Consider the following 16,101-nt stretch of genomic DNA (forward strand, 5'->3'; position numbering starts at 1 on the left):
CGCTCCCTTTCAGGAGGAGCCGAGTTCGTCGTCGAGCAGGTCGAAAAGCTCATCGTCGGTCGCGGAATCGAGGTCGTTGTCGTCGGTGTCGCCATCGGCGGCCGTGTCCTGCGCGTCGTTCCACTTCGCCAGCAGGGCCTGGAGCCGCATGGTGATCCTGGAGCGGGTGACGCTGTCGTCGGCGGCCCCCGCCAGGGCGGCTTCCAGCCGGTCGAGTTCGCCGAACACCGACGGGCCGCCGCCGTCCCCGTGCGGGAGTTCCGCGCGCAGATGGCCGGCGAGGGCGTCGGGCGTCGGGTAGTCGAAGATCAGCGTGGCCGGGAGCCGGAGGCCGGTGGCCGCGCCGAGCCGGTTGCGGAGTTCGACGGCGGTGAGCGAATCGAAGCCGAGGTCCTTGAAGGCCGCTCCCGGTTCGATCGCCGCCGCGCTGCCGTATCCGAGCACGGTGGCCACCTGGGCGCACACCAGGTTGATCAGGTGGCGGTCCCGTTCGGCCGGGGACATGCCCGCGAGCCGGGTGGCCAGGCTCGTGGCGTCGTCCGCCCCGCCGCCACCGGCCACGGCGGCGCGCCGTACCGGGGTGCGGATCAGCCCGCGCAGCAAGGGCGTCACCCCAGCGGTCGACTGGGCGCGCAGGGCGGCGAGGTCCAGGGCGGCGGGGATCAGCACCCCGTGTCCGGCGAGCCCGGCCACGTCGAACAGGGCCAGGCCCTCGGCGGCGCCGAGCGCGTTCATGCTGCCGCGGTTCATCCGCTGCCGGTCGGCGGTGGCGAGCGTGGACGCCATGCCGCCCCCGGCCGTACCCACCTCGTCGTCCCACAGGCCCCAGGCCAGCGAGACGGCGGGCAGGCCCTGGCCGCGCCGGTGCTGGGCGAGGGCGTCCAGGAAGGTGTTGGCCGCCGCGTAGTTGCCCTGCCCCGGGTTGCCGAAGACACCGGCCGCCGAGGAGAACAGCACGAACTCCGCGAGGTCCAGGCCACGGGTCAGCTCGTGCAGGTTCCACGCCGCGTCGACCTTCGGACGGAGCACCCGCTCCACGCGCTCGGGGGTGAGGGATTCGAGTGTCCCGTCGTCGAGCACGCCCGCCGCGTGGATCACGGCGGTCAGCGGGTGTGCGGCGGGGATGTCGGCCAGGACGGCGGCGAGAGCGTCCCGGTCGGCCGCGTCGCAGGCCGCCCAGGTGACCTCGGCGCCCAACCGGCCCAGTTCGTCCGCGAGTTCGGCGGCGCCCGCCGCCTCGCCGCCACGGCGGCTCGTCAGCAGCAGCCGCCCGGCCCCGCGCTCGGTCACCAGGTGGCGGGCCAGCAGCCCGCCCAGGGTGCCGGACGCGCCGGTGACCAGCACCGTGCCCGCCGGGTCGAGGCCGGGCACGGCCGCCTCGTCGAGGGCCGCCACGCGCGCCAGTCGCGGTGCGTACGCGGCCCCGGCGCGCACGGCGAACTGCGGCTCGTCCGAGCGCAGCGCGGACAGCAGCGCGGGGAGGGCGGCGTCGGTGGCGCCGTCCACATCGGCCAGGACGAATCGGCCCGGGTGCTCGGCCTGCGCCGACCGCACCAGACCCCAGAGCGCGGCGTGGGTGAGGTCGTCCACGCCCTCGCTGTTCTCCCCGTCCGTCACGGCCACGGCGCCCCGGGTGAGCAGGACCAGCCGGGACGCGGCGAACCGCTCGTCGGCCAGCCACTCCCGGACCAGGGCCAGCGCCCGCAGGGTCACGGTGTGCGTCGCGGCCGCCGTGTCCCCGGGGGTGGTGAGGTCGGGCAGGCACGGTACGAGGACCACGTCCGGCGCGATCCCCTCGGCCTCCACCGCTTCGCCGAGCGCGGACAGGCCCGCGTAGGTCTCGGCCTCGATCCCGGTGTCGGCCAGCGCCGCCGCGATCTTCAGGTCGCCGCCGGTGTTCTCCAGGACGGCCCACAGGGCCTGCTGCGCTTCGTCGGATGTGGGCAGCGCGGCCCAGTCGACGCGGAACAGCGACTCGTGGTGACGGGCGTTGCCAGCGTTGAACTGCCCGGGGTCGAGCGGCCGGAGCGCGAGCGAGCCGACCGACACCACCGGGGCACCGGCCTCATCGGTGATCTCCAGCGCCACCGCGCCCTGCCCGGCCGGGGACACCCGCACCCGCAGCGCGGTCGCACCGACCGCGTGCAGCCGTACGGAGTCCCACGCGAACGGCAGCCGGGCCCGCCCGGCCTCCTCCGCCGCCCAGAATTCGCCGAGGCCCACGGCGTGCAGCGCGGCGTCCAGCAACGCCGGGTGCAGCCCGTACGCACGGGCCTCACCCTGCTGCTCCTCGCCCAACGCCACCTCGGCGAACACCTCGTCGCCACGCCGCCAGGCGGACTTCAGCCCCTGGAACACCGGGCCGTACGCGAGACCGAGCACGGCGAAGCCGTCGTACAGGCCGTCGACATCGATCGGCTCGACAGTCACTCCATCGGCATCCGCCGGGGGCCACTCCGTCAGCGCGGTGGCCACGGCGCCGGAAGCCGAGAGCACACCGGCCGCGTGCCGGGTCCACGGCTCATCGGCAGCGTCCTCCGGGCGCGAGTAGATGTGCACCGGGCGCCGCCCCTCGGCACCGTCCGGCTCGTCCACGGAGACGCGGAGCTGCACCGCGCCGCGTTCGGGGAGGACCAGCGGTGCCTCAAGAGTCAGCTCGTCGACCTGGTCGCACCCCACCTGGTCACCGGCCCGGACCGCCAGCTCGACCAGGGCCGTGCCCGGCAGCAGCACGGTGTCCATGACGGCGTGATCGGCCAGCCACGGATGCGTACGGAGCGACAGTCGGCCCGTGAAGAGGAAGCCGTCGGAATCGGGCAGGTCCACGGCGGCACCCAGCAGCGGGTGATCGGCGGTGCCGAGACCGGCCGACGCCACGTCGCCCACGGCCCCCGCGGGAGCCTCCAGCCAGTACCGCTCGCGCTGGAAGGCGTACGTCGGAAGCTCGGCGCGCCGCGCCCCGGTCCCGGCGAAGAACGCCTCCCAGTCAACCGTCACGCCACGGACGTACGCACCGGCGACGGCGGCCGTCAGCGCCTCGGCCTCGGGGCGGTCCTTGCGGAGGGCGGACACGAACGCCGCGTCGGCACCGGTGACGCACTCCTGCGCCATGGCGGTGAGCACACCGTCCGGGCCCAGCTCGACGTACGTGGTGACGCCCTGCGCTTCGAGGGTGCGGACACCGTCGAGGAAGCGCACGGCCTCGCGGACGTGGCGCACCCAGAAGTCGGCGGTGGCGATCTCCTCGGCGGAGACGACATCCCCGGTCAGGTTGGAGACGATCGGGATGCGCGGAGCCTGGTAGGCGAGCCCCTGCGCGACCTCGCGGAACGCGTCCAGCATCCCGTCCATGCGGGGTGAGTGGAACGCGTGGCTGACGGTGAGCCGCTTGGTCTTACGACCCTGCGCCTCAAAGCCCGCCGCGATCTGTACGGCGGCGTCCTCATCGCCTGCGATCACGACCGACGTCGGGCCGTTGAGCGCGGCGATGCTCACGCGCTCGGTGAGCAGCGACGCCACCTCGTCCTCCGACGCCTGCACCGCGATCATCGCGCCACCGGCCGGAAGCTCCTGCATGAGCCGGCCACGAGCGGCCACGAGGGTGCACGCCTCCGCGAGCGACAGCACACCCGCCACATGCGCGGCGGCCAACTCACCGATCGAGTGCCCGGACAGGAAGTCGGGCCGCATCCCCCACGCCTCGACCAGCCGGAACAGCGCCACCTCGATGGCGAACAGCGCGGGCTGAGTGAAACCGGTCCGGTCCAGCGCCTCCGCGTCATCCCCGAACACCACCGTCTTCAGCGGCGTTTCAAGATGCCGGTCCAGCTCATCGCAGACGGCGTCCAGCGCCTCCGCGAACACCGGGTAGGCGTCGTACAGCTCACGCCCCATCCCCAGCCGCTGGCTCCCCTGACCCGTGAACAGGAACGCCACCTTGCCGTCGCTCAGCGAGCCCTCGACCAGCCCCGCAGCCGACTCGCCACGCGCCAGGGCGTCAAGTGCGGCATGGTCCTCGCCGACCACCACCGCACGGTGGTCCAGCGCGGCGCGCGTGGTGGCGAGGGAGTAGCCGAGGTCACCCGGAGTGATCTCGGGGTGCTCGTCCAGGTGCGAACGGAGCCGCACGGCCTGGGCACGCAGCGCGTCGGCGGTCTTCGCCGACAGGACCCACGGCGTCACGCCAGGTACCGCCGCCACGTCGCGCGGCGCTTCATCCTCGGCAACCGGCGCCTGCTCAATGATCGTGTGGGCATTCGTGCCGCTGAACCCGAACGACGACACCGCCGCACGCCGGGGGCGGCCCGACTCCGGCCACTCCCGCGCCTCGCCCAGCAGCGACACCGCGCCCGCCGACCAGTCGATGTGCGGCGACGGCTCATCCACATGCAGGGTGCGCGGCAACACGCCCTCGCGCATCGCCATCACGATCTTGATGATGCCCGCGACACCGGCAGCGGCCTGCGTGTGGCCCATGTTCGACTTGATGGAGCCGAGCAGCAACGGCCGCTCCGCGTCCCGCTCCTGGCCGTAGGTGGCCAGCAGCGCCTGCGCCTCGATCGGGTCGCCCAGCGACGTACCGGTGCCATGCGCCTCCACCGCGTCCACCTCGGCGGCCGACAGCCCGGCGTTCGCCAGCGCCTGCCGGATGACGCGCTGCTGCGACGGGCCGTTCGGCGCCGTCAGACCATTCGACGCACCGTCCTGGTTGACGGCCGAGCCACGGACGACCGCCAGCACCGGGTGACCGTTCTTCCGCGCATCGGACAGCCGCTCCACCAGCAGCATGCCCGCGCCCTCGGACCACCCCGTGCCATCGGCGTCGGCCGAGAAGGCCTTGCACCGGCCGTCCGCCGCGAGCCCCCGCTGACGGCTGAACTCCACGAACGGCGCCGGAGTCGCCATCACCGTCACACCACCGGCCAGCGCCAGCGAGCATTCACCGTTGCGCAGCGCCTGCACCGCCAGGTGCAACGCCACCAACGACGACGAACACGCCGTATCCACCGTGATCGTCGGGCCCTCAAGCCCGAACGTGTACGCCAACCGGCCCGAAATCACACTCGCCGCGTTGCCCGTACCGAGGAAGCCCTCAACGCCTTCCGGGAGCGCCGGGAGCGAGGACGCGTAGTCGTGGTACATGACGCCCGCGAAGACACCCGTACGGCTGCCCCGCAGCACACCCGGGTCGATTCCGGCCCGCTCGAACGCCTCCCACGACGTCTCCAGCAGCAACCGCTGCTGCGGGTCCATGGCAAGGGCCTCACGCGGCGAGATCCCGAAGAAGGCCGGGTCGAAGTGGCCCGCTTCCGCCACGAAACCGCCCTCGCGGGAGTACGAGGTACCGGGGTGATCCGGGTCCGGGTGGTAGAGGCCGTCCAGGTCCCAGCCACGGTCGGTCGGGAACTCGGAAATCGCGTCCCGGCCTTCCATGACCAGCCGCCACAGATCCTCCGGGGTCTCCACCCCACCCGGATAACGGCAGCCCAGACCCACAATCGCGATCGGCTCGTCATCCACAGCCGACACCACCACGGGACCGGCCACCGCAGCCGCCGTCCCGCCAAGCTCCGCGCGCAAGAACTCCGCTAGCACCACCGGCGTCGGGTAGTCGAAGACCAGCGTCGCGGGAAGCCGCAGCTCACTCGCCGCACCCAGCGCGTTGCGCAGTTCCACCGCCGTCAGCGAGTCGAAGCCCAGCTCACGGAAGGAACGCCCCGGCTCGACCGTCTCCGGACCGGCGTATCCGAGCACCGCCGCGACGTTCGAGCGGACCAGGTCGAGCAGCACATCGAGCTGTTCGGCCTCGCCGAGCCCGGCCAGCCGCCGCCCCAGCGCACCCGAACCGGCCGCCGCGCCCTCCGCCGTACGTCGCCCTGGCACGCGCACCAGCCCACGGAACAGCGGCGGCAGCGCGCCGCTGCCCGCCTGCGCCCGGAGCGTGGCCATGTCCAGCGACATCGGTACGAGCAGCGGGTCACCGGAGCGGCCCGCCGCGTCGAACAGCTCCAGCCCCTCGGCGGTCGACAGCGCGAGCACACCGCCCCGGCTCATCCGGGACGCGTCGCCCTCGTCCAAGGCGCCGGTCATCGTGCTGGAGTCCGCCCACAGACCCCACGCCAGCGACGTACCGACCAGACCGCGCGCCCGACGCTGCTGCGCCAGCGCGTCCAGGAAGGCATTGGCGGCGGCGTAGTTGCCCTGACCGGCGTTACCGAAGACACCGGCAGCCGACGAGAACACCACGAACGCCGACAGACCGAGGTCCGCCGTCAGCTCGTGCAGACGCCACGCCGCATCCACCTTCGGCCGCAGCACCCGCGCCAACCGCTCCGGCGTCAGCGAGCCGATCACACCGTCGTCCAGCACACCGGCCGTGTGCACAACGCCCGTCAACGGATGCTCAGCCGGAACCGACCCCAGCACCTCCGCCAGCGCGCCACGGTCCGCCACATCACACGCGGCCCACCGCACCTCGGCACCCAACCCGGCCAACTCCGCGCCGAGTTCCGCAGCCCCCGGCGCCTCCGCACCACGACGGCTCACCAACAGCAGCTGCCGTACGCCACGCTCCGCCACCAGATGCCGCGCCACCAGCCCGCCCAGCGTGCCACTCGCACCGGTCACCAACACCGTGCCCTCGGCGCCGAACTCCGCTACGGCATCCGAGGAATCCGCGACCGCCCGCGCCAGACGCGGCACCAGCACCACCCCGGCGCGCAGCGCGAGCTGCGCCTCCCCCGAGGCAAGCCCGGCGGACAGCGCACGGAACGACGCGTCCTGACCGTCGACGTCGACCAGCACAAACCGGCCCGGGTTCTCCGACTGCGCCGAGCGCAGCAGACCCCACACAGCGGCGCCTGCCAGGTCCGCCACCGGCTCACCGGCCCGGGTGGCCACCGCGCCCGAGGTCAGCACCACCAGGCGGGCAGCCGCGAACCGCTCATCGGTCAGGTACGCCTGGATCAGCTCCAGCGCCCTGGCAGTGGTCTGGTGGACGGCAACCGGACCGTCGTTTCCATCAGACGCGAAGTCGACGATCACCTCATCGACCGACGCCGCGCCCGACTCAACCGCCGCGCCCAGTGCGGCCAGATCCGCGTACGCGGCCACTCCCGCACCGAACAGGCTCTCGGAACCGAGCACCGCCCAACCATCGCCGACCGGCGTGTCCGCAGCGGCCGGAGAGGCCGACTCGGTCCACTCCAGGCGGTACAGCGACTCCTGACGGCTCCCGCGCGCACCGCTGATCTGCTCAGCGGCCACCGGACGCAGCACGAGCGAGTCCACCGACAGCACGGCACGACCCGCGCCATCGGCCACCGCCAACGACACCGCATCCGTACCAGCCGCCGCCAACCGCACCCGCAGCACCGACGCACCCACCGCGTGCAGCGACACACCCGACCACGAGAACGGCAGCCGAGCCCCGTCCTCGTCCCCGATCAGGCCGCCAAGACCCACCGCGTGCAACGCCGAATCCAACAGAGCCGGATGCAGACCGAACGAACCCGCCTCGGACCGCGCGTCCTCCGGCAACTCCAGCTCGGCGAAGACCTCATCGCCCAGCCGCCAGGCAGACTTCAGCCCCTGGAACACCGGGCCGTACGCCAGCCCAAGTCCCGCCATGCCCTCGTACAGACCATCCAGCTCAACCGGCGTCGCACCCGCCGGAGGCCACACCCCCAGATCGAGCGAGCCGGACGACGCACCCTCCGCCAACGCACCCGAGGCGTGCCGCACCCACGGCTCATCAGCGGCCGCGTCCTCAAGCCGCGAGTACACCTCGACCGCACGACGCCCGGCGCCGTCCACCGCACCGACCGACACCTGAAGCTGTACGCCACCCGTCTCAGGAAGCACCAACGGCGCCTCCAGCGTCAGCTCCTCCACCAGGTCACACCCGAGCTGGTCACCAGCGTGAACCGCCAGCTCGACAAAGGCCGTGCCCGGCAGCAACACCGAACCCATCACCACGTGATCAAGCAACCACGGATGCGTCCGCACCGAGAGCCGCCCGGTCAGCAGCAGCCCATCGCCACCCGCCAGCGGAACAGCAGCCCCCACCAACGGATGGTCGACGGTCGCCAGCCCCAGCCCGGCCGTACCGCCCAGGGCAGCGGGCAGCTCCGGCCAGTAGCGCTCGTACTGGAACGCGTACGTCGGAAGCTCGACCCGCGCGGCGCCCGTACCGGCGAAGACGGCATCCCAGTCCACCGCCACGCCCCGCACATGGGCCCGCGCGACAGCCGACACCAGCGCCTCGGCCTCAGCACGGTCCTTGCGGCAGACGGAGACGGACGCGACATCGTCGCCGGTCACACACTCCTGCGCCATGGCGGTGAGCACACCGTCCGGCCCCAGCTCCACGAACGTCGTGACGCCCTGAGCCTCCAGAGCACGCACACCATCGAGGAAGCGCACCGCCTCCCGGACATGCCGCACCCAGAAGTCGGCGGTCGCGATCTCCTCGGCGGAGACGACATCCCCGGTCAGGTTGGACACGATCGGAATGCGCGGGGCCTCATACGACAGCCCCTCCGCGACCTGGCGGAACGCGTCCAGCATCCCGTCCATGCGCGGCGAGTGGAACGCGTGGCTGACCATGAGCCGCTTGGTCTTACGACCCCGCTCCTCAAAGCCCGCCGCGACCTCCACCACAGCGTCCTCGTCACCCGCGATGACCACGGACGCGGGCCCGTTGAGGGCGGCAATGCTCACCCGCTCACCGAGCAGCGGCACCACTTCCTCTTCCGACGCCTGGACGGCGACCATCGCGCCACCCGCCGGAAGCTCCTGCATCAACCGCCCACGCGCAGCCACCAAACGGCACGCGTCCGCGAGCGACAACACACCCGCCACATGCGCGGCAGCCAGCTCGCCGATGGAGTGGCCGGACAGGAAGTCGGGCCGCACACCCCACGCCTCCACCAGCCGGAACAGCGCCACCTCCACCGCGAACAGCGCGGGCTGGGTGAACCCCGTCTGGTCCAGAACCCCCGCATCGTCCCCGAACAGCACCGCCTTCAACGGCCGCTCAAGATGCCCGTCCAGCGCATCGCACACCGCGTCCAGCGCCTCCGCGAACGCCGGGTACGCGTCGTACAGCTCACGACCCATCCCCAGCCGCTGGCTGCCCTGGCCCGTGAACAGGAAGGCGAGCTTTCCGGCCACCGGCGAGCCCTGCACCACACCCGTGGCCGGTTCACCAGAAGCCAACGCCTCCAGACGGGCCAGCAGCCCGGCGCGGTCGTCGGCGACGACGGCCGCGCGGTGGTCGAAGGCGGACCGGGTGGTCGCGAGCGAGTAGGCGAGGTCGACGGGGCGCAGCTCGGGGCGGGCGTCCATGTGTGCCCGCAGCCGCGAGGCCTGCTCCCGCAGCGCGGCCGCGCTGCGGCCGGAGATCACCCAGGGCAGCACCGGCAGAGCGGCGTCAACGACGGTCTCCGCGTCCGCCTCGACCGGGGCCTGCTCGATGATCGTGTGCACATTGGTGCCGCTGATGCCGAACGACGAGATGCCCGCCCGGCGCGGACGGCCGGTCTCCGGCCACTCCATGGCCTCCGTGAGCAGCGACACCGCACCCGCCGACCAGTCGACATGCGGCGACGCCTCGCCCGCGTGCAGGGTCTGCGGCAGCACCCCGTACCGCATGGCGAGCACCATCTTCATCACGCCCGCGACACCAGCCGCGGCCTGCGTGTGGCCCATGTTCGACTTGATGGACCCCAGCCACAGCGGCTGGTCATCGGCGCGGTCCCGGCCGTACGTGGCCAGCAGCGCCTGCGCCTCGATCGGGTCGCCCAGCGTCGTCCCCGTACCGTGCGCCTCCACCGCGTCCACATCGCCAGCCGACAGCCCCGCACCGGCCAGCGCCTGCCGGATGACCCGCTGCTGCGACGGGCCGTTCGGCGCCGTCAGACCATTGGACGCACCGTCCTGGTTGACGGCCGAGCCACGCACGACCGCCAGCACGGGGTGGCCGTTGCGGCGCGCGTCCGACAGCCGTTCCACGAGCAGCATGCCCGCGCCCTCGGCCCAGCCCGTACCGTCCGCGTCCGCCGAGAACGCCTTGCACCGGCCGTCGGCGGACAGGCCGCCCTGGCGGCTGAAGCCGATGAAGGTGGCCGGGGTGGCCATCACCGTCACACCACCGGCCAGGGCGAGGGAGCACTCCCCCGCCCGCAGCGCCTGCATGGCCCAGTGCAGGGCGACCAGCGACGACGAACAGGCCGTGTCCACCGTCACCGCCGGGCCCTCCAGGCCCAGGGCGTACGCGACCCGGCCGGAGGCGATGGAGCCGGTGCTGCCGGAACCGATCGCGCCCTCGCCACCGCCGTCGGGCGCCTGCTCCACGAGCGTGGCGTAGTCGTGGTACATGACGCCCGCGAACACACCGGTCTGGCTGCCGCGCAGCGACGCGGGGTCGATCCCGGCCCGCTCGAAGGCCTCCCACGACGTCTCCAGCAGCAGCCGCTGCTGCGGGTCGGTGGCGACGGCCTCGCGCGGCGAGATGCCGAAGAAGGTGGGGTCGAAGTCGGCGGCGTGGTGGAGGAAGCCGCCCTCGCGGGTGTACGAGGTGCCCGGGTGCTCGGGGTCCGGGTGGTAGATCGTGTCCAGGTCCCAGCCACGGTCGACCGGGAAGCCGGAGATCGCGTCCTGCCCGGAGGCCAGCAGCTGCCACAGCTCCTCGGGGGTACGCACCCCACCCGGGAAGCGGCAGCTCATGGCGACGATGGCGATCGGCTCATCGTCGACCGCGCCCACGGTCGACGCCGGAACCGCCAACTGAGCATCGGTGCCCGCCAGTTCGGCCCGAAGGTGTTCGGCCAGGACGAGGGAGGTCGGGTAGTCGAAGACCAGGGTGGCGGGGAGCCGCATCCCGGTGGCCGCGTTCACGCGGTTGCGCAGCTCGACGGCGGTCAGCGAGTCGAAGCCCAGGTCGCGGAAGGCGCGGTCGGGGTCCACGGAGTCGGCGGAGCCGTATCCCAGGACGGCGGCGACCTGCGTACGGACCAACCCCAGCAGCAGGCCGAGCCGTTCGGCCTCGCCGAGCCCGGCCAGCCGCCGCGCCAGCGCGCCCGACCCAGAGGAGGCTTCCGCCGTACGCCGCGCCGACGCCCGCACCAGCCCCCGCATGAGCGGCGCCACCACACCCGACGACGCGGCCTCGGCCCGCACCGCCGCCAAGTCCAGCCGCACCGGCACGAGCAGCGCCTCGCCCGCACCACACGCCGCGTCGAACAGCTCCAGCCCCTCGGCGGCCGACAGCGCGGCGACGCCACCCCGGCTCATCCGGGACACATCGGCCTCGTCCAAGGCACCGGTCATGCCGCTGGAGTCCGCCCACAGACCCCAGGCCAGCGACGTACCAGCCAGGCCACGCGCCCGGCGGTGCTGCGCCAGCGCGTCCACATACGCGTTGGCGGCGGCGTAGTTGCCCTGCCCCGCGCCGCCGAAGACACCGGAGGCCGACGAGAACACCACAAACGCCGACAGATCCAGATCCGCCGTCAGCTCGTGCAGGTTCCAGGCCGCGTCCACCTTCGGGCGCAGGACGATATCCAAGCGCTCCGGCGTCAGCGAGCCGATCACACCGTCGTCCAGCACACCGGCCGTGTGCACAACGCCCGTCAACGGATGCTCAGCCGGAACCGACCCCAGCACCTCCGCCAGCGCGCCACGGTCCGCCACATCACACGCGGCCCACCGCACCTCGGCACCCAACGCGCCCAACTCCGCGCCGAGTTCCGCAGCCCCCGGCGCCTCCGCACCACGACGGCTCACCAACAGCAGCTGCCGTACGCCACGCTCCGCCACCAGATGCCGCGCCACCAGCCCGCCCAGCGTGCCACTCGCACCGGTCACCAACACCGTGCCCTCGGCACCGATATCGGGAACCTGCTCGGCGTCCACCACGGCCCGCGCCAGACGCGGCGCCCTCAGCACACCGTCCCGTACGGCCACCTGCGGCTCGCCCGACGCCAGCGCGCCCGACACCGCCGTACGCGAGTCAGCGGCACCATCCACATCAACCAGCACGAACCGGCCGGGGTTCTCCGACTCGGCGGACCGCACCAGCCCCCACACGGCGGCGTGGGCCAGATCGGTCACCGGCTCGTCCGTACCGGCGGCTACGGCACCCGAGGTCAGCACCACCAGCCGGGCGTCCGCGAACCGCTCGTCCTTCAGCCACGCCTGGACCAGGCCCAGCGCCTCGCCCGTGGCCCGGCGCACTGCGGCGGGGTCGCCATCCCCCTCGGGGCCGAGGGAAACCAGTACGTCATCCGGCATGGCGGCGCCAGAGGTGACGGCCGTGGCCAGCGCGTCCAGGTCCGCGTAGGTATCAACCGACGGTGCCAAGCCGAGGGCGTCGGACCCCAGCAGCGCCCACTGCCCCGCCGCGCCCGCGCCCGATATCTCGGCCCAGTCGAGCCGGTACAGCGACTCCTGGCGCGCGCCCCGCGCGCCACGGATCTGCTCGGTGGCCACCGGACGCAGCACCAGCGAGTCCACCGACAGCACGGCACGACCCGCGCCATCGGCCACCGCCAACGACACCGCATCCGTACCAGCCGCCGCCAACCGCACCCGCAGCACCGACGCACCCACCGCGTGCAGCGACACACCCGACCACGAGAACGGCAGCCGAGCCCCGTCCTCGTCCCCGATCAGGCCGCCAAGACCCACCGCGTGCAACGCGGAGTCCAGCAGCGCCGGATGCAGACCGTACGAACCCGCCTCCGTCCGCGCGTCCTCCGGCAACTCCAGCTCGGCGTAGACGTCATCGCCCAGCCGCCAGGCAGACTTCAGCCCCTGGAACACCGGACCGTAGGCGAGCCCGGCGTCGGCCAGCCCCTCGTACAGGCCCTCGACAGGCAGCGCCTGGGCACCGGCCGGAGGCCACACGCCCAGGTCGAAGGAGGCGGCAGACGACGCCCCCGACCCCAGGACACCCGAGGCGTGGCGCTCCCACACCTCATCCACGGCCGCGTCCTCGGACCGCGAGTACACCGTCAGCGAACGCCGCCCCGACGCGTCGGGCGCGCCCACCGACAGCTGAAGCTGAACGCCACCCACCTCGGGAAGCACCAACGGCGCCTCCAGGGTCAGCTCCTCCAGCAGATCGCATCCCACCTGGTCACCGGCGCGCACCGCCAGCTCCACGAACGCGGTCCCGGGCAGCAGCACGGAACCGGCCACCGTGTGGTCCGCGAGCCACGGGTGGGTGTCCAGGGCGAGGCGGCCGGTGTAGAGGAAGCCGTCGGTGTCGGCGAGCGCCACGGCGGCGCCCAGCAGCGGGTGGTCGGCGGCGCCGAGCCCGGCGGACGCCACGTCGCCCATCGGGTATCCGGCGTCCAGCCAGTACGTTTCGCGCTGGAAGGCGTACAGCGGCAGGTCGGCGCGCGCGGTGTCGGTCCCGGCGAACACCGCGTTCCAGTCGGGGGAAACGCCGCGTACGTGCGTCTGCGCGAGGGCGGTGGCCAGGCTCCGGACCTCGGGGCGGCCGGTGCGCAGCGCGGAGACAAGGGTGGTGTCGTCACGGGTCAGACAGTCCTGTGCCATGGCGGTGAGCACACCGTCCGGGCCCAGCTCGACGAACGTCCTGACGTTGCGCTCCTCCAGCGTGCGCACGCCGTCGAGGAAGCGCACGGCCTCCCGGACATGCCGCACCCAGAAGTCCGGACTGGTGATCTCCTCGGCGGACACCACGGCACCGGTCAGGTTGGACACGATCGGGATGCGCGGAGCCTCGTACGTCAGCCCCCGCGCCACCTGACGGAACGCCTCCAGCATCCCGTCCATACGGGGCGAATGGAACGCATGGCTCACCGCGAGCCGCTTCGTCTTACGACCCCGCTCCTCAAACGACGCCGCAACCTCGGCCACAGCGTCGTCATCACCCGCGAGGACCACCGACGTGGGCCCGTTGAGGGCGGCAATGCTCACCCGCTCACCGAGCAGCGGCGCCACCTCGTCCTCCGACGCCTGCACCGCGACCATCGCGCCACCGGCCGGAAGCTCCTGCATCAACCGCCCACGCGCAGCCACCAATCGGCACGCGTCCGCGAGCGAGAAGACGCCCGCCACATGCGCGGCGGCCAGCTCACCGATCGAGTGCCCCGACAGGAAGTCCGCCCGCAGGCCCCACGCCTCCACCAGCCGGAACAGCGCCACCTCCACCGCGAACAACGCGGGCTGAGTGAACCCTGTCTGGTCCAGAACCCCCGCGTCCGCACCGAAGAGCACGTCACGCAGCGGCCGTTCGAGGTGCTGATCCAGCTCCGCGCACACCGCGTCCAGGGCCTGCGCGAAGACCGGATACGCGTCATACAGCTCGCGCCCCATCCCCAGCCGCTGGCTGCCCTGCCCGGTGAACAGGAACGCCACCTTGCCGCCCGCCACCTTGCCGTCGAACAGCCCGGTCGCGGGCTCCTCGTGGCTCAGCGCGTCGAGGGCCCGGACCAGGCCCTCGCGGTCGTCGGCGACGATCGCCGCGCGGTGGTCGAAGGCGGCCCGGCCCGTGGCCAGGGAGAACGCGGCGTCGGCGAGCGGGAGTTCGGGGTGGGCGTCCAGGTGGGCGCGGAGGTTCGCGGCCTGGGCGCGCAGCGCGGTCCGGGACGTGGCCGCGACGGTCCACAGCGGCAGCGCGGCGGCGGGGCTCCCGTCTTCGGTGGCCTGCGATTCCTCGGTGGCGGCGGCCGGGTCGGGCGCCTGCTCCAGGATGGTGTGCGCGTTGGTGCCGCTGATGCCGAACGAGGACACGGCGGCGCGGCGCGGCTGCCCGGTGTCGGGCCACGCGCGGCTCTCGGTGAGCAGCGAGACGGCGCCCGCCGACCAGTCGACGTTGGAGGTGGGCTGGTCGACGTGCAGCGTCTGCGGGATGACCCCGTGGCGCATCGCCATGACCATCTTGATGATGCCCGCGACACCGGCTGCGGCCTGGGTGTGCCCGATGTTGGACTTGATGGACCCGAGCCACAGGGGCTGCTCGTCGGTGTGGTCGCGCCCGTACGTGGCGAGCAGCGCCTGCGCCTCGATGGGGTCGCCCAGCGTCGTCCCCGTACCGTGCGCCTCGACCACGTCGATCTGCCCGGCGGAGAGCCGGGCGCCGGACAGGGCCTGGCGGATGACGCGCTGCTGGGAGGGGCCGTTGGGGGCGGTGAGGCCGCTGCTGGCGCCGTCCTGGTTGATGGCGGAGCCGCGTACGAGGCCGAGCACCTGGTGGCCGTTCGCGCGGGCGTCGGACAGCCGCTCCAGCAGCAGCATGCCCGCGCCCTCGCCCCAGCCGGTGCCGTCGGCCGCGTCCGCGAACGACTTGCAGCGGCCGTCGGTGGCCAGCCCGCGCTGGCGGCTGAACTCGGTGAAGGTGCCGGGGGTGGCCATGACGGTGACGCCACCGGCCAGCGCGAGCGAGCACTCGCCGCGCCGCAGCGCCTGCGCGGCGAAGTGCAGGGCGACCAGGGAGGAGGAGCAGGCCGTGTCGATGGTGACGGCCGGGCCCTCCAGTCCGAAGGTGTACGCGACGCGGCCGGAGGCGATGGACCCGGAGCTGCCGTTGCCGAGGAAGCCCTCGACGTCCTCGGGCGCGGAGAACAGCCGGGACGCGTAGTCGTGGTACATGACGCCCGCGAACACACCGGTCTGGGTGCCGCGAAGCGTCGTCGGGTCGATGCCCGCGCGCTCGAACGCCTCCCACGACGTCTCCAGCAGCAACCGCTGCTGCGGGTCCATGGCCAGCGCCTCGCGCGGCGAGATGCCGAAGAACGCCGGGTCGAACTCGGCGGCCTCGTGCAGGAAGCCGCCCTCGCGGACGTACGGCTCCTGGCCGCTGTCCGGCTCGGGATCGAAGAGGACGTCGGTGCCCCAGCCGCGGTCGGTGGGGTACGGCGAGGCCGCGTCACCGCCGCGGGCGACGAGGTCCCACAGCTCCTCGGGCGTCCGCACGCCACCCGGGTAGCGACAGCTCATCGCCACGATGGCGATGGGTTCCTGCTCGCGCTCCTCGACCTCGCGCAGCCGCCGCCGCGCCTCGCGCAGGTCGGTGGTGGCCCGCTTGAGGTAGTCGAGGTATTTCTCTTCGTTCGCCGTCGCCATTAC

At 73.0% G+C, this 16,101-nt stretch carries 1 protein-coding gene; it reads right to left on the bottom strand.

All coding sequences use genetic code 11. The features are described 5' to 3' along the window. Positions 1-9: 9 nt before the first annotated feature. On the bottom strand, positions 10-16,098 hold the full coding sequence (locus ACZ6CL_RS34615) for a type I polyketide synthase (RefSeq protein ID WP_468943304.1): 16,089 nt from the start codon (positions 16,096-16,098) through the stop codon (positions 10-12). Positions 16,099-16,101: the final 3 nt, after the last annotated feature.

This window comes from Streptomyces sp. NPDC041200 (assembly GCF_055591805.1).

Excerpts from the sequence above, each read along its gene's own strand:
- ACZ6CL_RS34615 (WP_468943304.1), bottom strand. The coding sequence starts at position 16,098 with ATGGCGACGGCGAACGAAGAGAAATACCTCGACTACCTCAAGCGGGCC.